General features: G+C 64.3%; 17 protein-coding genes. All 17 read left to right on the top strand.

The genetic code is table 11. The annotated features are described in order from the left end of the window. The first annotated feature begins 1 nt into the window (after position 1). The 17 genes from tssE to HMPREF0326_RS12035 all read left to right on the top strand — a co-directional run bounded on the left by tssE (position 2) and on the right by HMPREF0326_RS12035 (position 22,854). Positions 2-391 (top strand): type VI secretion system baseplate subunit TssE, encoded by a 390-nt coding sequence (gene tssE, locus HMPREF0326_RS12120; RefSeq protein ID WP_008684985.1) that lies wholly within the window; start codon positions 2-4, stop codon positions 389-391. Then, complete coding sequence (tssF, locus tag HMPREF0326_RS12115; RefSeq protein ID WP_008684986.1) at positions 388-2,163, top strand: type VI secretion system baseplate subunit TssF; 1,776 nt, start codon at positions 388-390, stop codon at positions 2,161-2,163. Before tssE ends, tssF begins: the two co-directional genes overlap by 4 nt. Further along, positions 2,160-3,164, top strand: a complete 1,005-nt coding sequence (gene tssG / locus HMPREF0326_RS12110; RefSeq protein ID WP_008684987.1) for a type VI secretion system baseplate subunit TssG — start codon at positions 2,160-2,162, stop codon at positions 3,162-3,164. The genes tssF and tssG overlap by 4 nt, the downstream gene beginning before the upstream one ends. A 3-nt stretch (positions 3,165-3,167) precedes the next feature. Beyond that, the gene (gene tssH, locus HMPREF0326_RS12105; RefSeq protein WP_008684988.1) at positions 3,168-5,840 is read left to right on the top strand and encodes a type VI secretion system ATPase TssH; all 2,673 of its coding nucleotides are present in this window, start codon (positions 3,168-3,170) and stop codon (positions 5,838-5,840) included. Continuing rightward, entirely contained in the window at positions 5,837-7,426 is a 1,590-nt protein-coding gene (locus tag HMPREF0326_RS12100; protein WP_020990574.1) for a sigma-54 interaction domain-containing protein, read from the top strand. The genes tssH and HMPREF0326_RS12100 overlap by 4 nt, the downstream gene beginning before the upstream one ends. Next, the gene (tagH, locus tag HMPREF0326_RS12095) at positions 7,410-8,738 is read left to right on the top strand and encodes a type VI secretion system-associated FHA domain protein TagH (RefSeq protein ID WP_008684990.1); all 1,329 of its coding nucleotides are present in this window, start codon (positions 7,410-7,412) and stop codon (positions 8,736-8,738) included. The genes HMPREF0326_RS12100 and tagH overlap by 17 nt, the downstream gene beginning before the upstream one ends. Continuing rightward, positions 8,735-9,538, top strand: a complete 804-nt coding sequence (gene tssJ, locus HMPREF0326_RS12090) for a type VI secretion system lipoprotein TssJ (RefSeq protein ID WP_008684991.1) — start codon at positions 8,735-8,737, stop codon at positions 9,536-9,538. The genes tagH and tssJ overlap by 4 nt, the downstream gene beginning before the upstream one ends. A gap of 67 nt (positions 9,539-9,605) precedes the next feature. After that, positions 9,606-10,946 carry a type VI secretion system baseplate subunit TssK gene (gene tssK, locus HMPREF0326_RS12085; RefSeq protein ID WP_008684992.1) on the top strand — a complete coding sequence of 447 codons (1,341 nt, stop codon included), beginning with the start codon at positions 9,606-9,608 and terminating at the stop codon, positions 10,944-10,946. A 3-nt stretch (positions 10,947-10,949) separates the two neighbouring features. Continuing rightward, positions 10,950-11,957, top strand: coding sequence for a type IVB secretion system protein IcmH/DotU (gene icmH, locus HMPREF0326_RS12080; protein WP_008684993.1), 1,008 nt, complete (start codon positions 10,950-10,952; stop codon positions 11,955-11,957). After that, on the top strand, positions 11,954-15,499 hold the full coding sequence (gene tssM / locus HMPREF0326_RS12075; RefSeq protein WP_008684994.1) for a type VI secretion system membrane subunit TssM: 3,546 nt from the start codon (positions 11,954-11,956) through the stop codon (positions 15,497-15,499). The genes icmH and tssM overlap by 4 nt, the downstream gene beginning before the upstream one ends. A gap of 55 nt (positions 15,500-15,554) precedes the next feature. After that, positions 15,555-16,640: a lytic transglycosylase domain-containing protein gene (locus HMPREF0326_RS12070; protein WP_008684995.1), complete on the top strand. Its 1,086-nt coding sequence runs from the start codon at positions 15,555-15,557 to the stop codon at positions 16,638-16,640. A gap of 240 nt (positions 16,641-16,880) precedes the next feature. Next, the gene (locus tag HMPREF0326_RS12065; protein ID WP_008684996.1) at positions 16,881-17,618 is read left to right on the top strand and encodes a PP2C family protein-serine/threonine phosphatase; all 738 of its coding nucleotides are present in this window, start codon (positions 16,881-16,883) and stop codon (positions 17,616-17,618) included. A gap of 3 nt (positions 17,619-17,621) precedes the next feature. Further along, positions 17,622-18,587, top strand: coding sequence for a serine/threonine-protein kinase (locus HMPREF0326_RS12060; protein ID WP_008684998.1), 966 nt, complete (start codon positions 17,622-17,624; stop codon positions 18,585-18,587). 17 nt (positions 18,588-18,604) lie between these two features. Further along, positions 18,605-19,387 carry a hypothetical protein gene (locus HMPREF0326_RS12055; RefSeq protein WP_008684999.1) on the top strand — a complete coding sequence of 261 codons (783 nt, stop codon included), beginning with the start codon at positions 18,605-18,607 and terminating at the stop codon, positions 19,385-19,387. Positions 19,388-19,688: 301 nt separating this feature from the next. Further along, positions 19,689-20,846 (top strand): sel1 repeat family protein, encoded by a 1,158-nt coding sequence (locus HMPREF0326_RS12050; protein ID WP_008685001.1) that lies wholly within the window; start codon positions 19,689-19,691, stop codon positions 20,844-20,846. A 50-nt stretch (positions 20,847-20,896) separates the two neighbouring features. Continuing rightward, positions 20,897-21,655: an IS5 family transposase gene (locus HMPREF0326_RS16265; RefSeq protein WP_020990573.1), complete on the top strand. Its 759-nt coding sequence runs from the start codon at positions 20,897-20,899 to the stop codon at positions 21,653-21,655. 257 nt (positions 21,656-21,912) lie between these two features. After that, complete coding sequence (locus HMPREF0326_RS12035) at positions 21,913-22,854, top strand: symporter (protein WP_008685002.1); 942 nt, start codon at positions 21,913-21,915, stop codon at positions 22,852-22,854. The last annotated feature ends 22 nt before the right edge of the window (positions 22,855-22,876 follow it).

Below are 22,876 nucleotides of genomic sequence, written 5' to 3'. Positions count from 1 at the left end.
CATGGCCGGGAGCCTGTTTGACCGTCTGACGCGCGGCGATGAGGGCGCACGCATGAGCGAGGACGAATCCATTCGTCTGCACCTCCTGCGTCTCCTCACCGCGCGGCAGGGCTCCGTGCAGGCCCTGCCGGACTACGGGCTCCCGGACCTCAACGACCTGACTCTCTCCCGCGCGGAACTGATTCTCGAAACCTGCCGCGCCGTCAAAAAATGCATTCAGCGCTATGAGCCCCGCCTGACCGACGTGGAAGTCAGCCATCAGGCCCTGCCCGAATCGCTCTTTGCCATGGGCTTCCGCATCGCGGCGCTCAAGGTGGGCTCCGACGGCACCACCGCGCCCTGGCAATGGAGCATCTCCCTGAACGGCGACAAAGTGCGGGGCGGCGTATGAGCTTCAACGTCTACTATCAGGACGAGCTGCTGGCCCTGCGCACTCTGGGCAAGGAATTCGCGCAGCGCAACCCGGCGCTGGCCCCCTTTCTGGACACGCCGGGGCGCGATCCCGACGTGGAGCGCATTCTGGAAGGCTTTTCCTTTCTCACGGGCCGCTTGCGCCAGAAACTGGACGACGAGCTGCCGGAGATCACCCACTCCCTGTTCAATCTGCTTTGGCCCAACTATTTGCGGCCCATCCCGGCGGCTTCGGTCATCCGCTACATGCCCGGCGACAATATCTCCGGCGCGGTGACCATCCCCAAGGGCACGGAAGTGGAATCCGTGGAAACGCGGGGGCTGCGCTGCCGCTTCCGCACAGTCTACGACACCGAAATTCTGCCGTTGCGCATTGTGGACCAGAGCGTGCGCGAGCGCGACGGCATGGCCAGCCTGGTGCTGCGCATCGCCGCGCAGGGCGCGTCCCTGGAAAATCTGCCGCTCAAACGGCTGCGCTTTTTCATCAGCGGCGAACCGGCCATCGCCCACACCATTTATTTTTCCATGGTCGCGCGCACCAGGGAAGTGCGGGTGGTGCTGCACGACGCCAAGCTGGAGGAGCATACCACCGCCGTTCTGCCCGCGAGGGAATCCATCCGCGCCGTGGGCTTCCGGGAAGACGAGGGCATGTACCCCTACCCGGCCAATACTTTCCCCGGCTATCGCATCCTTCAGGAATATTTCTGTTTTCCCGAAAAATTTCTCTTTGTGGAAGTTTCCGGCCTGGAGCACGGCCTGAACGGCGACAGGATCAAAACCGTTCCGGGCGCGCAGGAATTCGAGCTGCATTTCGTGCTGGACCAATTGCCGGAGCAGTATGAGTCCTTCAGGGCGGACAACTGGCATCTCTTCTGCACGCCGGTGGTCAATCTCTTCAGCATGGACGCCTCGCCCCTGACCCTGGACCAGCGCCGGAGCGAATACCGCGTGGTGCCCGATCCGCGCCGCCCCTATCACTATGCCGTGTACAGCGTGGACAGCGTGGGCACCTGGGGCCATGACGACAGACACAGCCGCCGCTATCTCTCCTTTGAATCCTTTGAGCACGACACGGGCGAATCCGGCGACCACGCCTACTACCGTCTGCGGTTGCGCCCCTCGCATCACGACGAATGCCCGGAAACCTACATTTCCATCGTGCACACGGCCGACAGCGCGGCCCTGCCCCAGGGCGAGACCATTTCCCTGGAGCTGACCTGCACCAACCGCCTTTTGCCCCACGAGCTGCGCATGGGCGACATCCGCGTTCATGCCGACAATACGCCGGACGCCGTCCGTTTTGCCAATATTACGCCAGTGGTGCCCTCGTTCAGTCCTCCCCTGGAAGGGGACATCCTCTGGCGGCTTTTATCCAACATGTCGCTGAATTACGTCTCCCTCACCGACGTGTCCGCCCTGCGCGCCGTGCTGGCGGCCTATGACTTCCGCGCACGCCATGACCGCCCGCGCGCCCGCATGCTGGAAAAAACCCTCAAGGGCATGCTGCGCATCCACTGCTCCGAATCGGACCGCATCTACGGCGGCCTGCCTGTGCGCGGCGCGCAGACCCGCCTGGTGCTGGACCAGCGCGCCTTCTGCGCCGAGGGGGCCATGTATCTTTTCGGCTCGGTGCTCAATGAGTTTTTCGCGCTCTACGCCACGGTAAACAGCTTCCATCAGCTGACCATCGAGGAGGCTTCGCGCGGCGAGGAATACCGCTGGCCCGCGCGGCTCGGGAGAATCAGCCTATGACCTCCGCCGTGCCCGCAGCTCCGGTTCTGGAAGACCTCACGGCCCGGCCCGGGGCCTATGCTTTCGCCCAGGCCGTGCGCATCGTGGCGCGCGGCATGCGCGCGGGTGGTCACGAACCGGGGCCGGATTCCTTCCGCTTCCGGGTCAATCCGGAGCTTTCCTTTCCGCCCGGCGACATCGCAGCCCTGGCCCTGAAAGCAGGGGAAAGGGAAGACGGGCCGCCCACGGCGGAGATGGTGCTCAATCTCATGGGCCTGCACGGCGCGGCTTCGCCCCTGCCCGCCTACTTCACCGAGCATGTAGCCCAGCATCAGGACGAAAACGAGGCCCTGCGGGACTTTTTTGATATTTTCCACCAGCGCCTCATCGATCTCCTCTATGAGACCTGGCACAAGTACCGCTACTACGCCCAGTACCAGTCCGGAGCCACGGACAGGCTCTCCAGCCGCTTCTTCGGGCTCATCGGGCTGGGGCATGCCGACCTGCGCCGGGCCAAAAGCCTGAACTGGCCCCGGCTCATGGCCTATATGGGGCTCATCGCCTTTAACGGCGAATCCGCAGGGTCGCTGGAAAGCATTCTGCGCCACTATTTCCGCCACGAGCACATCACCATCGTGCCCTGCATCCGACGCTGGGTGGCTGTGCCCGAAGACCAGCAAACCCGCCTGGGCGCGGCCAACGACTGCCTGAATCTGGACTTCATCCTCGGCAGCGAGGTGCCGGACCAGACGGGCAAATTCCGTATCCGGGTGACGGACCTCACCTGGGAGCGCTTCAACGATTTTCTGCCCTGCGGCAAGGATTTCACCGCCTTGCAGACCCTGGTCAAATTCGTGCTGCGCTCCCGCCTGGACTTTGACCTGGAACTCCGCCTGCTGCCCGATGAAATCAGGCCCTGGCGGCTGGAAGAACACAACCAGTGCCGCCTGGGCTGGTCCGTATGGGCCGGGGAAGGCGGCAACGGCGTCGTGACGCTTGAAACCGATCACAGGGAGTTGTGAGCCATGTCCACCGTCAGTCTCGCCGCCCTGTTTGAAGCCCTGGACATCCCCTGCCGGGAGGCCCTGGAGCAGGCCGCCGTCAATTGCGCCGCGCGCGGCGGTTATGAAATCACCATTGACGATTATATGGAATGCCTGCTGCCGCTGGACGATATGCGGGACATTCTGGCCCAGTTTGAGCGCAATGCCGAAGCCCTGCGCGAAATTCTGGCCAAAAACCGCCCGCCCGCGGGCCGCCACACGGGCCGCCCGTCCTTCTCCCCACTGCTCTACCAGTTATTGCAGGAGGCCTATCTGCTGACCAGCCTTGAGCTGCGGCAGGAGCGCATCAACGCGGGCGCGCTGGTGCTGGCCCTGCTGCGCAATCCCGTGCGTTACGGCGCGCTGCCCTTTTACAGGGAGCTCAAGGAAATATCCGCCGACGCCCTGCTCCGCCAGCTGGAAGGCCTGAACGAAGAGCGGCATCCCGCCGGGCCGAAGCGGAACGAAGGCGAAGCCGGGGGCGGGGCTCTGGCCCAGTACGCCGTGGACTTCACCGAGGAAGCCCGCAACGGCAAGATCGACCCGGTTTTCGCGCGCGGCCCGGAAATCCGCCTGGTGGTGGACATTCTCGCCCGCCGCCGCAAGAACAATCCCATTCTGGTGGGCGATCCCGGCGTGGGCAAAACCGCCGTGGTGGAAGGCCTGGCCCTGAAAATAGTGGAAGGCCACGTGCCCGACTCCCTCAGGGGCGTGCGCATCGTGGGCCTGGACATGGGCCGCCTTCAGGCCGGGGCCAGCGTCAAGGGCGAGTTCGAGCGCCGCCTCAAGGCGGTCATCGACGAGGTCAAGGCCGCGCCTGTGCCCACGGTCCTCTTTATCGACGAAGCCCACACCCTGGTGGGGTCCGGCAATACGCCGGGCAGCGGCGACGGGGCCAATCTGCTCAAGCCCGCCCTGGCGCGCGGCGAAATGCGCACCATCGCGGCCACCACCTGGAGCGAATACAAGAAATATTTTGAAAAGGACGCGGCCCTGGCCCGGCGCTTCCAGCCGGTCAAACTGGGCGAACCCTCTCTGGCGGACACGGTCACCATCCTGCGCGGCATTGTGCCGCATTATGAAAAGGCGCACCAGGTCTATGTGCGCGACGACGCCGTGATCCGCACGGCCGAGCTGGCGGGCCGCTACATCACCGGCCGCCGGTTGCCGGACAAGGCCATTGACGTGCTGGACACGGCCTGCGCCCGCGTGAAGGTCAGCCTGGGCGCCAAGCCTCCGGTTCTGGAAACCCTGGAAGAAGAGCTGGCCACGCTGCGGCGCGAGCTGGACGCCCTGGAACGCGACCGCTGCAAGGGCGTGGCCGCGCGCTGCCCCGAGGACAGCGCAACCCGGCACGCCGCCCTGCAACAGCGTTGCGCCGACCTTGCGGCGAGCGCGGAGGCCCTGGAGGCGCAATGGCGGCGCGAACTGGATCTGGTGGAAGCCATTCTGAAACAACGGGCCGTGGAGCACGCCGACGAAGCCGCCGCGAATGAAGGCGGCCAATCCGAAGCCGTTCAAACGCCGGAGACTGAAACCCGGACCGCCACGGAAGAGGCTCAAGGCGTCAGCTCGGCCGTGCTCGGTGAAGAACTGCGTAAAATCCAGAACGGCGCCCCCCTGGTTTTTCACGAGGTCAGCCCGGAGCTGGTGACCGGCATCGTTTCTGAATGGACGGGCATTCCCGCGGGCAAGCTGGACGGCGCGGGCGATGCCGCGCTTTCGCATTTGGGCGCAAGCCTGCGCGAGCGCATCAAGGGCCAGGACCAGGCTTTGGAAATCATTGAGAAAACCATCCTCTCCGCCCATGCGGGCCTGAACAGCCCCACCCAACCTACGGGCATCTTCCTGCTGGTGGGCCCCTCGGGCGTGGGCAAGACGGAAACCGCCCTGGCCGTGGCCGATGCCCTCTTCGGCGGCGAACGCCTGCTGATCAGCATCAATATGTCCGAATTTCAGGAAAAGCATACCATTTCCCGGCTGATCGGCTCTCCTCCGGGCTATGTGGGCTACGGCGAGGGCGGCCGCCTCACCGAGGCGGTGCGCCGCCAGCCCTATTCCGCCGTGCTTTTTGATGAAGTGGAAAAGGCCCATCCCGACATCCTGCACCTTTTTTACCAGATGTTCGACAAGGGCGTGCTGGCCGACGGCGAAGGCCGCGAGGTGGACTTCCGCAATACATTGATCTTTCTGACTTCCAATCTGGGCAGCGATATTGTGGCCGCCCTCTGCGAGGAAGAGGAAAAACCCGACATCGGGACCCTGCGCGCGGCCCTGCACCCCGTGCTGACCCAGGTGTTCCGCCCGGCCCTGCTGGGCCGCATGACCGTGGTGCCCTATGCCGCCATCAACAAGGACACGCTGCGGGAACTCACGGCCATGAAACTTGAGCACGTGGGCCGCCGCCTGATGGAGCGCCACCGCATCCCCCTGCTCTGGGACGAAGCCGTGGCCGACAATATCGCGGCCTCCTGCGACGCCGTGGACACGGGCGCGCGCAATATCGACCACATCATCAACGCCCATCTGCTGCCGGGCATGGCCGCCGCCCTGCTTTCCTCCCTGCTGGAGGAAAAAAACGCGCCGCGCGGCCTGCGCGTTTCCCTGGATGCGGCCAACGGCGCTTTCAACTGCGCGCTGGAGGCCCGGCCGTGAATCCCGTAACCCGGCCCACGGAACCCCCGGACGCCGCAACGGCATTGCGGGCCTGCGCCGATCTGGCCGAAACCGCCGCCTGCCTGGCGCGCCTGGCCGGAACCGCCGCCCGAGCGGACTTTTGCGGCGTCTTTCTGCTGGACTATACGGGCACGGAACTGCTGCTGCGCGCCGTGTGGCACGCGGGCGCGGGCGCAAGCGCGCCCTGCGGGCATTCCCTGCCGCTCGGCAGTCAGGATCCCGTCTGCTTTTCCCTGCAAACCGGAAGGGAGTACACGGTGCGCGACAGCATGCAAAACAGCGCCTTTCCCTCTCTGGACCTGCTGTGCCCGCAAAAAGCCGCCGCCCGTCTCACTGCCCTGCCGCTGCCCGCCTGGAAAAACCGTTCACTGGGCGGCCTGCTGCTGGGCTTTGGCCGGGACCGTGCCCCGGCGACTGATCCGCAGCCGCTCTGCGATCTGGGCGCGCTTCTGCTGGAAGCCCACCTTCAACGGCAAAAAGAGGATCTGCTGCTGCACAGCCTGAACGAGGACCTGTCCCGCCTGGAACAGGGCTCCCAATGCCTGCGCATCGTGGAATCCTTTTTTCTGGGCAAGAGCCCGGCGGCCCTGCGGGTGCGCGAGCAGATCGCCAGAGCCGCGCCCACGGACGTGGCCGTGCTGATCACCGGCGAAACCGGCACCGGCAAGGAAGTGGCGGCCTCGGCCCTGCATGCGGCCAGCTGGCGCCGCGCGGCCCCTTTCATCAAGATCAACTGCGCGGCCCTGCCCGCGCAACTGCTGGAAAGCGAGCTCTTCGGCCATCGCAAGGGCGCGTTCAGCGGCGCGGACAGCGACAATCCCGGCCTGTTGCGCAGCGCCCACGGCGGCACCGTGCTGCTGGACGAAATCGGCGAAATGCCTTCCGAGCTTCAGGCCAAGCTGCTGCGCGTGCTCCAGGACCGCCAGGTGCGCCCCCTGGGCAGCTCCAAAACCTTTCCGGCGGACATCCGAATCATTGCCGCCACCAACAAAAGCATGCGCGAAGTTCTGGAATCCGGCTCGTTCCGGCCGGATCTCTACCACCGTCTGGCCGCGCTGCGCATCCACATTCCGCCCCTGCGCGAACGGCCGGAAGACATTCCGCTGCTGGCCCAACATTTTCTGGTTCAGATGCGCGACACGTTGCGCCGCCCCGGCCTGAGCCTGACGCCCGAGAGCCTGCGTCTGCTCGGCGGCCTGGACTACCCGGGCAATGTGCGCCAGCTCTGCAACCGCATTCAGGCGGCGGCCGTGATGGCCGATCCCGCCGCCGACCGCCTGACGCCGGAGGCCTTCTCTCCCGTGGAATCCCCCGCCACGGAAGAGGAGGACCTCCGGTCCGGCGGCCTGGCCCGGAACCTGCGCCTGCTGGAGGAAAAGCTCATTAAGCGGGCCCTGGCGCGTTGCTCCGGCAATGTGGCCGAGGCCGCCAGGGAACTGCATCTGCCGCGCAGCACGCTGGTTTCCAAGCTGAAAAAACTGGCCCCGCCCCACAATACGGAAGCCTCACGTCCTCAGCGGCGGCAACTCTCTCGTTCCGGAGCGCCCTATGGATATTATGTTTGAGATCGTCAGCAGGCAGAAATTCTCGGCCAATTTTCCCGTCTCGCACGTTTTCGGCGAGGCCGGGGGCTATATCGGCCGTTCGGAGGAATGCGAATGGGTTCTGCCGGACAGATCGCGCGAAATTTCCCGCCAGCACGCGCTGATCACCTTTGAGGACGGCCACTTCTATCTTGAGGACGTCAGCGCCAACGGCGTCTTTCTCTCCCTGGCCCACGAACCTGTGGGCAGGAACAGCCGCCACCGCATCGAACACGGCGAGGGCTTCATCATCGGCGCGTACACGATTATGGCCCGCCTGCTGCACAACCCCGGCGCGTATGCCGGTTCTCCCGAAGATGTGGAAGATATCCTCAGCCGCCCCAAGGGCCTGTCCCTGAATCCCCTCACGGCCATGGAACAGGAAGAAGAACTCGTGGCCCGCAAACGCATGGGCGAGTATGACGACCTGCTCAGCGGCCGCCAGACCAGGGCGGTTCTGCCGGCGGACCACACGGATCCGCTTCTGGGCAGATTGCAGCCCATTGTGGCCGTGCCCGAGCAGGAGGAGCTGATCCCTGAAAACTGGGATGCCGAACCGGATAACGACGATGAAAGCGGCGAAGCCTGCCCACTCGGCGGAGAAACGGCTGCAGGCGCGCCGCAGGTCGATCCCGAGCCCCTGCCCGTCGCAGCGCTCCGGCCAGCGCCGGAAAGCCGCTCCGTGCCGGGGCCGGAAACAGACGTTTTTTTCAAGGCCCTGGGTTTCGCCGAGCCGCCATCCTCGCCAAAGGAGCGGGAACGCGTGCTGAAGCTGGCCGCGGAACTGCTGGCGGCCGCCGTGGACGGCATGACCAACGCCCTGCACAACCGCGCCGAATGCAAAAATGAGCTGCGCCTTCCGGCCACCAGCACCGGCCTTGCGGTCAACAACAATCCCCTGAAGTTCAGCCCTTCGCCCGAAGCCGCCCTGGCGACGCTGCTGGGGCCGCCGCAAAAAGGCGTCATGCCTCCGGTGAAGGCCATGACCAGCGGCTTCAATGATCTGCACCGCCACCACATGGGCCTGCTGGCCGGGGCGCGCGCCGCCAGCGCGGCGCTGCTGGACAAGCTTTCGCCCCGTGCCGTGGAAAACCGCCTGGACATCAACGGCCCGGTGCGCCTTGGCCGGGCCACGCGTCTCTGGCAGAGCTTCATCCGCATGCACCGCGCTCTGCGCGACGATCATGAAGGCATGGAAGCCCTGCTCTTGCAGGATTTCGCCCGCGCCTACGAAATGCAGGGCCGGACCCTCAACCCGCTGGGCGCGCGTCCCAAGCAAGGAGCACAACAATGAAAAAATTCGCACTGTTGTTGACGGCACTGACGGCGATCTGCGCACTGACGGCCTGCTCCGGCGGGCGCGCCCAACTGCTGGTAGCCAGCCAGGCCAACGTGAATCCGGATTTTTCCGGCCGCCCTTCGCCGGTGGTGGTCAAGGTCTATGAGCTGCGGCGCGGCCTGGCCTTCCGCCAGGCCGACTTCCAGAATCTCTTTGACCAGCCCATGCAGACGCTGGGCGCTGACATCCTGGCGGCGGACGAACTGGTTTTCGTGCCCGGCGAAGCGCGCTCCATCACCTATCTGCCCGGTCCGGACGCGCGCTTTCTGGGTGTCGTGGCCGGATTCCGGCAAATGGACCGCGCCCGTTGGCGCACCCTGCGGCCCATCGACGCCGAGGGCAAGAACCTGATCGCCCTGGAGCTCAACGACGCCAGCATCATCGTCATCCCCGAATCCAGAGCCAAGGACTGGGACCCGGAAGAAGCCCTGAAGCAACACGAACCCGAACCGGAGCCGGAACTCCCCGCCGCCCGCACGGCCGTCAGGACCGAACCCTCGCCGGACCAGACCCTGACCAGCTATGAGGACGAAACCCCGCCCGCGCCGCCCAGGCCCGCACCGGAGACGGACCCGGACGTGCTGGAGCGGAACCGGCGCATGCCTTCCGAGGACATGGACGCCGCGCCCGGCATGTCCGAGCCCGAGGAAACCAACGCCGCCGGGAAGGCCGCCGGAACGTCCGACACGCGGCCCCGCTCCCGACGGGCCGCGCCCGCGCCCTATGCCGTGCCGCCCATGAAGACGGCCCGCTGAGACGCGGGCAGCCGTGTTGTGTTCCGCCAAGGCCGTGAGGACGGATATTATCGCAGGAGAATAAGGCATGCTTCCTGAAAGGGTTATCTGGACCGAAGGCATGGGCGTCAGCCCCGTGCATTTTCAGCAGCAGGACCGCCATGTGGACGCCCAGCTGCGCATGCGCGGGGCCATGCTCAAACCCCATGCCTGGGGTTTCACCGAATTCCTCATTGACGAGCAGTATCTCAGTCTCGGCAAGGTAGTGCTCAGCAAGGCGGCGGGCATGCTGCCGGACGGCACGCTTTTCGAGATCGGGCACGGCCAGCCGCCGCTTTCCCTGGACATCGCGCCGGGGCTCACCGGCAAGCGGATCATGCTGGCCCTGCCCATGGCCGTGGAAGGCGGCGCGGAAACCAGGGACGAGGAAACCTCGGGGCTTTCCACCCGCTATATCCGCACGCCCCTGCGCATCCGCGACCACAATGCCTACAAGGAAAAAAACAGCAGCGAGACGAGCATCCTCTGCGGGCGCTTCGACATGCGCCTGATGTTCGAGGAGGATTCGGATCTCAAGGGCTACGTGACCATGCCCGTGGCCCATGTGGTGGAGTGCCGCCAGGACAAGAGCGTGCTTCTGGACAAGGAGTTCATGCCCACCTTTCTGCACCTGGAGGGCTCGCCCACGCTCACGGGCTATCTGCGCGAGATCATCGGCCTGCTGACCCACCGGGCCGACCACATCGCCAATCGCGTGAGCAGCGCCGGGCAGACCGGCACCGCCGAACTGGGCGACTTCATGCTGTTGCAATGCCTGAACCGCATGGAACCCCTGTTCCGGCATCTGGACAGGACGCCGGGCCTGCACCCCGAAGAATTTTACCGCCTGCTGCTCTCGCTGGCGGGCGAGCTGTCCACCTTTTCCGAGCGGGGCAAGCGCCCCAACGAGCTTACGGGCTATGACCACGGGGCCCAGTACCACTGTTTCCCCGCGCTCATGGAGCAGGCCCGCTACGCCCTGAGCATGGTGCTGGAACAGCACGCCGTGCTCCTTTCCCTGCAGCAGCGCAAGAACAATGTCCAGCTGGCCCCGATCCACGACAAGAACCTGCTCAGCACGGCGCTCTTCGTCCTGGTGGCGCAGGCGGATATGGATCAGGAAAGCCTGCGCGCCCTGCTGCCCAAGCAGATCAAGATCGGCACGCCCGAAAACATCCGCGAACTGGTCAACACGCATCTGCCGGGCGTGAAAATACATCCCATGCCCGTGGCTCCCCGTCAGATCCCCTTCCACGCGGGAAAAAGCTATTTCCAACTGGATTTCACCTCCCAGCAGCGGGCGCAGCTGGAAGCCTCCACCGGCTGCGCCCTGCACGTGTCGGGCACATTCCCGGGGCTCATCCTGCAACTCTGGGCCATCAAGGAGTAAAGCATGTCGCAGCAAGCCGCCGCTACCGATCCGGACAAGACCGTGGTGCTCTTTACCGAGGAACCGCGCTCCCAAAGCGCCGACCTCCCCTTCACGGCCGTGGCCGTGACCCCCGGCAAGCAGGCCCCGCGCCATGTGCCCTATCTGGCGCAGCAGACCTCCTTTGACGAATACACGCCGGGCCTCAATCCCCTGGTCAACGCGGCTTCCCGCCTCTTGCTGGAAATCGTGCGCCTGCGCGACGCGCGCGAAGCCGACCTGGAGGAACTGCGCATCCGCCTGGAAGCTGAAATCCGGGGCTTCAACGCCCAGGCCGCGGCTCTGGGCGTCAGCGAGGCCCAGGTCAATGCCGCGCAATACCTGCTCTGCACGGCTCTGGATGAGAGCGTGACCACCTCGGCCATTCCGGGCGCCCAGGGCGACTGGCAGCATCATTCCCTGCTCAGCACCTTTCACCAGGACACCTGGGGCGGCGAGATATTTTTCGACGTGCTCGGCCGCACCATGGAGCAGCCCGCCAGCAGGCTGTATCTGCTGGAACTGATTTACCTGCTGCTGAGTCTGGGCTTTGAAGGCAAATACCGCTTGCAGGACCGGGGCCCGCTGGCCCTGGAATCCCTGCGCGACCAGCTCTACAGGCAGATTCGCCTGCTGCGCGGCGAGCCCAGCCCGGATCTGGCCCAGAAAATCAGCGTGGAGCCGCACAAGAACAAAACCTACGCCTATGTGCCGCTCTGGCTCATCGGGGCCGTGCTGGTCTTCGGCATTGCCGTCATTTTCTGGGGCTTCTCCCATACGCTGAACGGCAAGGCGGAACCCCTGCTCAGCCAATTCGCCCGGCATACCCTGGTTTCCGCGCCCTTTGCGCCCGAAGCGCCCGTGCGGGCCGCTACGGAGGGAACCACCGCGCAAACGGAGGCGACCCCGGCCCCCGCTGAGGAAACCACCGCCGCTCCCACCCCGGCCGCGTCCCATGCGCCTGTTACGCCCGCCTCGGAGGTCCACCCATGATCGCCCGTTTTTTCCGCAGCCTTCTGCACGCGTTCAAAACTCCGTGGGTGCTCGCCCTGGGCCTTGTCCTGCTGCTCATCCTGCTGGTCTGGCTGCTGGGACCGCTGGTGGCCGTGGCGGGATATGTTCCCTTGGAGGGGGTTATTGCCCGCCTGATGGCTACGGTGCTGCTTATTTTCTGCTGGGGACTCTTTGTGGCTCTTTCAGCCTCGCGCCGCCGCAGGAAGGAACTGGACGATCCCGAGGCGGCCCGGGCCTACGAGCGGGCGGAAGAGCACAAGATGCAGCTGCGCGACGAGCTGCGCCACATCAGGGAGCGCCTGAAGACCGCCGTCAAAACCGTCACCACTTCCAATTTTTACGGCCCCAAGGGCCGTTCCCGCTACGCCCTGCCCTGGTATCTGCTGCTGGGCAGCGGCAACTGCGGCAAAACTTCGGTGCTGCTCAATTCCGGCCTCAAGTTCCCGCTCAACGAGCAGGCCGACAGGCATCTCTATCAGCTCAGGGCCACGGAGCACTGCGACGTGCTCTACAGCAACGAGGCCCTGTTTGTGGACACGCCGGGGGCCTATACCGAAAGCCGCCCGGATTCTCCGGCCCACAAGGCCTGGACCGCCCTGCTGCGCGCCCTGTTCAAAGTGCGCCCGGCCAGGCCCCTCAACGGAATCATCGTCTGCGTGAGCATGCGCGACATCATCGACAACGACGCGCCCCGGCGCGAACATCTGGCCCGCATCATCCGCCAGCGGCTCAGCGAAGCCCTCAAGCGCCTGCGCACCTATGTGCCGGTCTACCTTGTCTTTACCAAGTGCGACGCCGTGCCGGGCTTCGCGCAGTTTTTCGCCCATCTCTCCCGTGCCGAGCGGGAGCAGATCTTCGGCTGCCCGGCCAAGTCCGACGTCATGGAAGCGGGCAGCGTGCGCGCGGAACTCAAGGATCTCATGCAGACCCTCAACGCCCAGATCGTGACCAAAATCCATCAGGAACGGGACGTCCCCTCGCGCGGCGAGATGTTCCGTTTTCCACAGGAACTGGCGGCCCTGGGTTCGCGCATGGAGGAGTTCATCACCGAGGCCTTCGGTCCCTCGCGCTATCACCGGCCGGTCATGTTCCGGGGATTTTTCTTTTCCAGCGCGCTTTCGGCCCAGGACATCGTGGCCGCCACGGCCCGGGAAGGAGAATTGAGCTACCAGACCGGCTTTAATGCCACCGTGGGCGACTACGCCAAGGGCTTTTTCCTGCTGCGCCTGCTGGAAGGCCTGATCATCCCCGAGGCCCGCCTGGCCAATGCCGACAAGGAACACATCTGGGCACTGCGCCTGCGCCGCTACGGACTGCAGGCGGCAGCGGCGGCGCTCTTTCTGCTGGCCGGAACCTTTCTCGGGGTGAGTTTCATCAACAATTACTCGCGGGTGGAAACCCTGGACGCGGCCTATGCCGGATTTTCCGGAGCGCAGAAAAAGGCCCCTCTGGTCAACGAGCCCCGCACGCCCCTGCCGGAGCTGAACATTATCGAGAAGGCCACCTTCGTCTATGACCCGGAGGAGGATTCAGCCATCGGCTACGGCCTCGGCCTTTACCAGGGGCGCGTTTTCCGGAAATCCACGCAGGAAGCCTACCTGGGCACGCTCAACACGCGACTCATGCCTCCGGTGCGCCAGGCCGCGGCCCGGCGCGTGGAAGCGGCCCTGAACAATCCCATGGAACTCAAAAACGCGCTCAGGGCTTATCTCATGCTCTGCCAGCCCCAACACATCAACCGGAAATTCCTTGATCCCTGGCTGGCCAACGTATGGGCCGGGGACTATTCCGGCCAGGCCCCGGTACAGGCGGATCTGCGCCGCCATATGGACTATCTTCTGGCGCACGGCATCACGCCCGCCGAGCCCGACGCGGAGCTGGTGGACCGGGCCCGCAAGGCCCTGCTGCGCATTCCCCTGGCGGAACTGGCCTACCAGCGCCTGCGCGAGGAAGCCGGGGAAAGCGGCAAACCGCCCTTCACCTTCCGCGCGGCCATCGGCCAGTCGCCTTTCAACGGCGACACCCAGCCCGTGGACTACCTGTACACGCGCCAGGGCTACGAGGAATACCTCATCCGCCGCTGCCCGGTCATCATCCGCAATCTGACGGGCGAAACCTGGATTTTCGGCGCTAATCCCATCCTGCTCAGCGCCCTGGACATGAACAACGTCTACAAGGAAGTGCGCACCATGTACTTCCGCGATTACACCAGTTCCTGGAGCCAGGCCCTCAAAAACCTGAGCGTGCGCATGCCCGCCAGCATGGGCGACGCCCGCAAGCTGGCCGAGGAACTCACGCCCGGCATGCCCCCGGCCGTGCTGGCGTTGCGGGAGGTACGCGCCAACACCCGGCTGATCATGGAAAACGTGGAGCCCGGAGCCGTGCAGGCCGCCGCGCAGGAGGAAGGCAAGCGCAAGCTGCAACAGAAGCTGGCCTCCAAGACCGGCGGCAAGATGGCCCGCGCCCTGACAGAACAGGCGGCCAAGAGCGCCGAGGAGCTGCGTCGCGACGTTCTGGAGGCGGCCCAGCGCGACGCCCAGGCCGTGCGGCAGTATTTTGTGCCCCTGGACAGCCTGCTGGACGAGCAGGGCAATCCCGGCCCGGCGCTGCGGGCCGTGCAGGACGCCATGACCGGAGCCGGGGAATACTTCGCCGGGATCATTTCCAGCGACCAGGGCGAACAGCGCGTGCTGCACGCCTTGCTGGATCTGGCCGACGAGAAAAACGACACCCTGCGCAGCCTGGAAAGCGCCGTGGGCCGTCTGCCCGCGCCGGTGCGCGGCTGGTACGCCACCGTGGCCGCGGGCGGTCTGCGCGACATGCTCAACAGGGGCGCGCGCAGCATTAACCAGGCCTACCAGGAACGGGTCATCGCCCTTTACGACAAGAATCTGAACGCCCGCTATCCCTTTGATCCAGGCGCGTCCAGAGACGCCAACCTGGACGATTTCGCCGCCTTCTTCCGCAGCGGCGGCGTGCTGGACAACTTCCACGAAACCTATCTGCGGCCCTTCATCACCCGCACGGGCACCCTGCGCCCCATCATGGGCCGGTACATGCCGCTTTCCAGCCAGGCGGTGATCAACCTGCAAAAGGCCAACCGGGTGCAGGAAGCCTTCTTCATGTCCGGCAGAGAGCTGGGCATCACCTTCCTTATGGAACCCCACGCCCTGGACGCCACGCTCAAGCAGGTCAATCTGCGCGCGGCCGGCAGGCATCTGAGCTACATGCACGGCCCGGTGCAGGGGGCCTCGTTTACCTGGCCCTCGGACAGCGCGTCCCAGGCCATGCTGGAAACCATAGACCTGCACGGCATCAGCAGCCAGACCACAACCCGAGGCGAATGGGCCCTGTTCCGCCTGCTGCGCGGCGGCGGCATCAAGCGCCAGGAGGGCAGCACCTGCCTCATCGAAGTGCAGCAGCAGGGCAAGTGGGCCCAGTTCCTGATCCAGTTCAGAAACAAGATGAATCCCTTTGATCCCAGGGTCTGCACGTTCAACCTGCCGCCATCCCTGCTATAACACCCTGTTACGTGACGCCCCGGCAGAGATTTCCTTTGCCGGGGCCGGGCGGGTCATGAGGAACTTTGCCGCGCGCTTCAGGCCGGCCCGCCGGGCCGCCCCCCGAACGTCCCCGCACACGGGCCGCGCGCGGTTCTTCGGGCTTGCCGTCTGCCTCTGCTTCTGTCTCGCGGCCTGCCGGGCCCGCGGCCCGTCTCCTGATCCTGACCTGCCCCAGACCCGTGTGGCTTCCATGAGCCGGGTACTCATTCCGGCCAACGGCGGTCAGACCATCCATGTGCCGCGCTTCATGGGGGACGCCCACGCCCTGTGGAGCCCGCTGCGCCGCACGGAGCGGGCCGCCGTGGTGGATTACGCGTCCCTGAGCGCGGAGGCCCGGCTGGATGTCTGGACCCCGCACGCCGAGGAAACCACGGTGCGCCGCTATCTGCACCGCCTGCTGGAAGAACGGCGGAGCACCACGGATCACGTGCTGCGCCGGGCGCGGCGCTATCTGCCCGTGGCTCTTGAAGGCATGCAACGGCAGGGCCTGCCCGCAGAACTGGCCTGCCTGCCCCTGGTGGAAAGCGCTTTTGAGCCGCGCTGCGTCTCCTCGGCGGGCGCGGCGGGTCTGTGGCAGCTGATGCCGCAAACGGCCCGACGTTTCGGGCTCACGGTGAGCAAGGAAAAGGACGAGCGCTTCGACGTGGAAAAATCCACTGATGCGGCCGCCCGTTATCTGGCCTATCTCCACGGCCTTTTCCGGGACTGGCCTCTGGCCCTGGCCGCGTATAACTGCGGCGAGGGCGCCATGCGGAAGGCCGTGCAACGCTACGGCGACAGCCTTGAGGAAATCACCCGCAAGTGCCGGAGCGACGACCCGGCCGCCCAGGCCCTGCGGGAAGAGACATTGCGCTTTGTGCCGCAATTCGCGGCGGCCGTGCTGGTTCTGGGCAAAAGCCCCGAACTGGGCCTGAATGAAAAAAACTTTCTGCCCCTGCAAGCGGCCGGAGCAGCTCCTCTGGAAAAAAACATCAAAACGGGCAGGCCGGAAAACAGAACCCACAGCAGGCCGGAAAAACGCCGCTTGGCCATGCAAGGCAGCTACGACGCCCCTGCCTGGACGCCGCAGGGCCTGCCCCGCATATCCCGCCTGCCCTGACCATGCGAAAGGACTGCGCGACGGCGGATTTTACGCTGTTCGGTGCCAAAGCGGCCGGTCGCACAGGTAAAGCGACGGCGATCACGCGGCGCTCTTTCCAACCCCGTTCAGGGGCGGAGCAAACCTCTGTTCCGATGGCTTGGTCAGACTGTTGCCGTGCCGCCCGGCGGACGTTTCTCCGTTTGGTATAAATTGAAATTTTATATAAAATATTAAATATAAATGATGGCCGGAGGCTCTATGGCGGACAATGCGCGCGGCTTTCCCGTAACTCTTGAATCCTGGGGCTGGAGCCAAAAGGGAGATCTCCGCCTGGAAAACCAGGATTCTTTTCTGAGCTGGAACGAACGCCTGCTCTGGGCCGTGGCTGACGGCGTGGGCAGCAGCGCGCACGGCGGCGAGGCGGGCAGGCTGGTTACCCGCATGCTGCTCACAACGCCCCATGCCGCCTCGCTGGACGAGCATGTGAACAATGTGGGCGGCATTCTGCGCCAGGGCAACGACATTTTGCGCGCGCACGGCGGCGCGACCCAGGCCGCCAGCACAGTGGTGGCCCTGCTGATGCACGGCGGCGAGGCGGCCTGCCTCTGGGCGGGCGACAGCCGCTGCTATCTTCTGCGGGACGGCGTGCTCTACCAGTGTACCCGCGAGCACACCCTGCGGCAGGAAAAAATCGACAACGGCGAGCTGACCGCGCCCGAGGCCCGGCGCATGGTACGGGGCAATATCATCACCAACGCCGTGGGCGCGCGCGACGCCCTGCGCCTGGACGAAGTCCGCTTTTCCCTGCGGGGCGGCGATAAATTTCTGCTCTGCTCCGACGGTTTGTCCAACCTTTTGGGTCCGGACGCCCTGGCGGCGCGCCTGGCAAGAACTTCCGCCAGGGAGGCGGCGGAAGACATGGCACGGGCTGTGGACGGCGTGCCCCAGCCGGACAACATCACTCTGGTGGCGGTTTTCATTTCCTCGTTGAGGTGAGCCATGGCGCTTTACAAGCATCTCCGGCCTGTTCCGGCGGCAAGGCCCTTCCGCGGGCCCCGGCGTTTTCCCGCGCCGCACAACCTCCGCAAGGGCATGCCGGGCACGGAACACAACGGACGCTTTCTTTTGCAACAGCTGCTGGGCTGCGGCGGCGTTTGCGAAGTTTACGCCGCTCTGGATCTGCGCCGTGTGGAGTGGAGCGATGCCTCTCCCCAGGTGGCGGTGAAACGCCTTTTGCCGGAACTGACCCGGAACTATCAGGCTCAACTGGCCCTGGCGCAGGAATTCTGCATTCTGCGCCATCTGGTCCATCCCGGCGTGGTCCGCGTTTTTGACTTGCACAACGAGCCCTTCGGCCTCTGCTACAGCATGGAGCTGCTGCAGGGACGCAACGCGGGCGAGATCCGGCCCGGCGACCTGCCCGGCGCGGCCCTGGCGACCATGACCGCACGCTTTTTCGACGCCCTGGCCTTTCTGCACGCCCAGGGCATCGCCCACGGCGACATCAAGCCAGCCAACCTGCTGTTAAAAAGCGGGGAGCGCCCGGTGCTCATCGACTTCAACGTGGCCGCCGCCAGCGTGCGCAAGGGCGGCACACCGGCAGCCGTGGGGCTGCGCGAAAGCCTGCGCGTTCCGGCCCACAGCCTGCTCTACTCCAGCCCCGAACGCCTGGAAGGCGGCCCGCCCTCAATGGAAGACGATATTTTTTCGGCCTGCTGCACGGTACATGAAGTGTTCAGCGGCGCGCATCCCTTCAAACGGCTTTCCCCGGCCGAAGCCCGGCAGCAGGACATGGTTCCGGCCAGGCCGCCCGGCATCCCGCCCTTTCTGTGGCCCCTGCTGCGCCGGGGTCTTGCCTTCCAGGCCCAGGCCCGGCCCGACGCCGCAAGCCTGCGCCGCGCCTTTGCGGCCTGGAGCGCGCTCTGCAACTGCACAGGCCAGGTCCGTAATTTTTTCACCCCCTGACCGACCGGAGGATTGCCGTGACGCTGCCCAAAGCCCTGCTCTGCGTTCTTGACGAACATCCGTCCGCCCAGCCTCCCGAGGAAGCCGCTCTGCGCGCCGTGGGCTTTGCCGCAGCCACCGTGCCTTGGCGGCAGACGTCCGCGCAACGGGGCTGGATGCGGCTTCTGCCCATTCTGGACGACCCGGCCGTGCAGGCCTGGGTCTTTTGCGGCGCGTCAACGGATTTCACCCCTGCCGTGCTGAATCGCATGGCCATGCTGACCCTGGCCCTGCGCCGTCCCAGCCCGCCCCTGACGGCCTGCCTGCTCACTGGCGACGGCCCGGAACCGGAACTGCCCCACTGGCTGGGGGATGTACGCGTCTTCCGCCGGGACAAGAACTTTGCCGCCAGGCTCATGGCCGCGCGTCTGAAATCCCGTCCGCTGCCGCCGCGCCCCTTTCATCTGGCAGCCCATTTGGACCCGCTCATCGGCCAATGGCTGGAAGCGGGACCGACAGAAGGCGCGCAATGGCCGGGCTTCATGGCCGGAACCCTGGGAGCCGAGGTAACGGCCTTCGGCGTGGGGCCTCGCGGCATACTGCCGCGGAAATGCACGCTTGAGCGCCCGCTGCGCGGCATCCGGGGAGACTGGGGCGGGCGGGAATTCAGCGCGTGCGCGGCCCGCAACCTCATCGGGGCTGACAATGCCTGCTTTCTGCGCGTGGAGGGTGAACCGGAGGCCATTTTCATAGCTCCTTACCCCGAAGAGGACGGCCTGGAAACACGGAACCAAAGCGCGGCATACCTTGAGTTGGCATAGCCCGCGTCCGCACGGGTGCTCCGTGCCTGCCGTGCGGAGCGCTTTGCTCCATTGTGCCGTTTTCCAAAACGGTTGATGTCTCCCGAAAATGAGCCCTGGTCTAAACTTAAAAATAAATATAAGCTAAACTACAACATACTTTTTATCTCCCGCTTCCGGCGGAGGAGATCCTATCCAGGCGAAAGGCTTGGTGAAATGTTTTGAGCCCGAGAATTGAGCCGAGGGGAACAGTTCGCGCCCGTCGCATTCCCGCGGGAAATGCGACGGTTTTTGATCCGTGCAGTTGAAGGAATGAAAACACATGAGAAAATCGCTTTGGCTCCTGCTCCTGGCCACCTGTATGACAGCCGTGGCCGCCGATCCAAGCAGGGCGGACGGCTTCTCTGCCGACGAAAATTTTCTGACGACCGACACTGAACCGGACAGCGCCCGCCTGCCGAAAACCGCGCCGCCTGTGGGCCTGGCTTTTGTCCGCCCTGATGACCAATATGAGAGCCTGTATGACGACGCCCGGTTCATTACTCCGGCTTTCAAAAGAGTGGAGCGGCTCTACAAGTCCGGCAAAATCCGCGAAGCCTACGCGGGATGGCTGCAACTGACATGGCAGGGGGATATGTTCGCCATGGCCTCGCTGTCCGTGGTCAGCCGGGTGCACGCCGACCAGACATGGCCGGTGCCGCCGGAATTCTGGGAGGGCTGGCTGCTTACCCTGCTGGGCAAGGGCGAAGGCGGCTATGTGCTGGGCGTGCAGTACGCCATGCTGGCAGACCAGTACGAAGCGGGTTCCAGGAGCAGGGACTTTTTTCTGCAAAGCGCCCTGACCGGGCATTGGGCCGGTATGTACGGAACCTTCGCCACCGCCGGGGAGCGGGAGGACATCCCCTTTTCTCCCCCGGCCACGCCGCCCGTCACGCCCATTCAGGCCCGCTTTATGGAAGATCGCAACGGCGAAGCCCGCTACTGGCTGACCAGGGCCGCGGACTCCGGCTATTGGAAGGCCGCCGGGCTTCTGGCGACATATTACGCCAATCCCCGGAAAGGAGCGGCGGATTATGCACGGGCTGAGCATTACGCGGCCATCTCCGCTGAAAACGGTTCCGTGGAAAACGCCCTGACTCTGGGTGCCGGTTATGCCGATGGAACGTTCAAACACCATCCGCAGTGCGAAGGCTACTACAATTACATGTTGCTGGCGGACAGGCTCCGCTACAACAGCGAGCCGAGCATTGAACGCCTCGGCCGGTTGATCAGGCATATCAAGTCCAATCCCGAATGTCAGAAGTCCGATGCCGTTGCCTCCGGCCTGGCCGAAAGCAAACAGCTCTATGAAAGCTGGAAAGCCCGTTCCTCCGAGAGGCTGCAACACAGAAACAAGCTGTACGCCAGGGCCAGAGCCCGGCTGCCCGAAGTCGGCGCCGCCCATGAAAAGGCTTTGCTGGAGTCCGCCCCGGCGAACTAGGGCCTGTTAACACTATTTGACAAAGAGCGAGTATTCCGTAAGAATGTCTTATGCAAATTACTCGCGAACAATATGAGAGAATCGCTGACTGCTTCCCGCGCCAAAGAGGTAATGTCCGTTTTGACAATCTCCAGGTGTTGAATGCGATTCTGTACGTTGCGGAGCATGGGTGTAAATGGCGTGGACTGCCGAAAAATTTTGGCTGTTGGCACAGCATCTACACGCGCATGAACCGCTGGAGCAAGAACGGAGTTCTTGACCGTATATTTGAACGCCTTCAACAAGAGCAGATACTCCGCCTTAAAATAGAAGCAGTTTCTCTCGACAGTACTATTGTTAAGGTTCATCCCGATGGAACAGGGGCCTTAAAAAAAACAGGTCCGCAGTCCATCGGAAAGTCCAGAGGCGGCTGGACGACCAAGCTTCATATGGTTGCCGCGAATGCTGAATGCGCGTTGAATTTCAGCCTCACTCCCGGCAACGCCGGCGATGCCCCCGAGGGGCGCAGGCTGCTTGTCCAGTTGGGGCCGATGCCAGCGCCGTGCAGCTTGCTTATGGATGGCGCATATGAGGGTAATGAAACGACTCGCTTGGGACGTGAGTTGGGCTTCACTCCGGTGGTGCCGCCCAATCCCAACCGACTGAAACCGTGGGAGTATGACAAAGAGCTATACAAAAGACGTAATGAGGTAGAACGGCTTTTCAGGAGGCTCAAAGGCTTCCGCCGTGTTTTTACTCGCTTCGATAAGCTCGATGTCATGTTCCTGGCCTTTGTCGTCTTTGCGTTGATTGTTATAGCTCTGAAATAGTGTTAACAGGCCCTAGAGCGTTTTGATATTGAAAATATCTTAACGCTCTGTGTGGATTTTCCGTGAAAATCCGCACCGCGAAATTATCGCAAGGCGAATTTACTTCGCCGCTAAGCGATAATTTCAAGCGCAAAATGCTCTAGGTGTACAGTCCCGTGGTATGGCGGCGTGGAAAAGCCAATGTGTTTTTCCCGGCATCCGGCCTTGTTTTTTGATGCATAAGCGGGCAAGCTGCCTGGAATACGCTGGAGGATTTCATGCAGCTTCGCGACCTGACCATGGTATTCTCCTCCTTCGCTTCCATGGCAGCCGGGGTGTTTCTGCCCGGACTGGCCGGTCCGCTTGAAGCCATGCCCCGCCTGATGCTGATGGTCATGCTCTATCTCAGCTTTCTGGCCGTGGGGGCCGGAGCCCTCTGGGACGAACTGCGCGCCATGCCCGGCATCGTCTGCCGACTCACGGTCTTGCGTCTGCTGGCGCTGCCGCTCTTCGTCTTTGCCGTCTTCCGTCTGATCATGCCCGAATTTTCCCTGGGGGCCCTGCTGCTGGGCGCGGCCCCGATAGGGGTCATGGCCGCCGTGTTTTCGCTCATGCTCGGGGCCAATACCGCCCTGATTCTGGTGGGCAACATCCTCACCTCCCTGCTGCTGCCGCTCAGCCTGCCGCTTCTGCTCTCCTGCACGGACGGCGTCCTGCGCGCCCTGGGCACGGGCGGCCTGGACCTGCCGGAAAACTTCTCCCTGGGCGGCATGACCATCTCGCTCTGCATCACGATTCTGCTTCCCTTTGCCGCCGCCATGGTCACCCGCGCCCTGCCACGGCTGGCCGGGGACATTCTGCGCCGCCAATTCCCTCTGCTTACCACGGCCATCGTCATTTCCAATCTGGGCATTTTCAGCAATTACGCCGGGGTGCTGCGACAATCCCCGGCCCTGATCCTGCACGCCCTGCTGGCGTCCTGCCTGCTCTGCGTGGTCATGACCGTGGCGGCCCTTCCGGCCACGCGCGGCATGCCCCGCCAGGTGCGGCTGGCCTTTCTGATCTCCTTCGGGGTCATCAACAACATTCTGCTGATGATCGTCAGCAACGAATTCTTCACTGTCAACGAGGCCCTGATGGGCGCGGCTTACCTGGTGCCGCTGTACATCCTGCTGTTTTATTACCGCTATTGCAGCCGGACTCCGGCTCCGGCCCGCTGAGCTCGGCTGTACGGATTTTTCC

This window comes from Desulfovibrio sp. 3_1_syn3, from assembly GCF_000145315.2.
Classification (GTDB): Bacteria; Desulfobacterota; Desulfovibrionia; order Desulfovibrionales; family Desulfovibrionaceae; genus Desulfovibrio; species Desulfovibrio fairfieldensis.
Note: the sequence above shows the minus strand (reverse complement) of the source record. Positions and strands in the feature narration are given on the sequence as shown.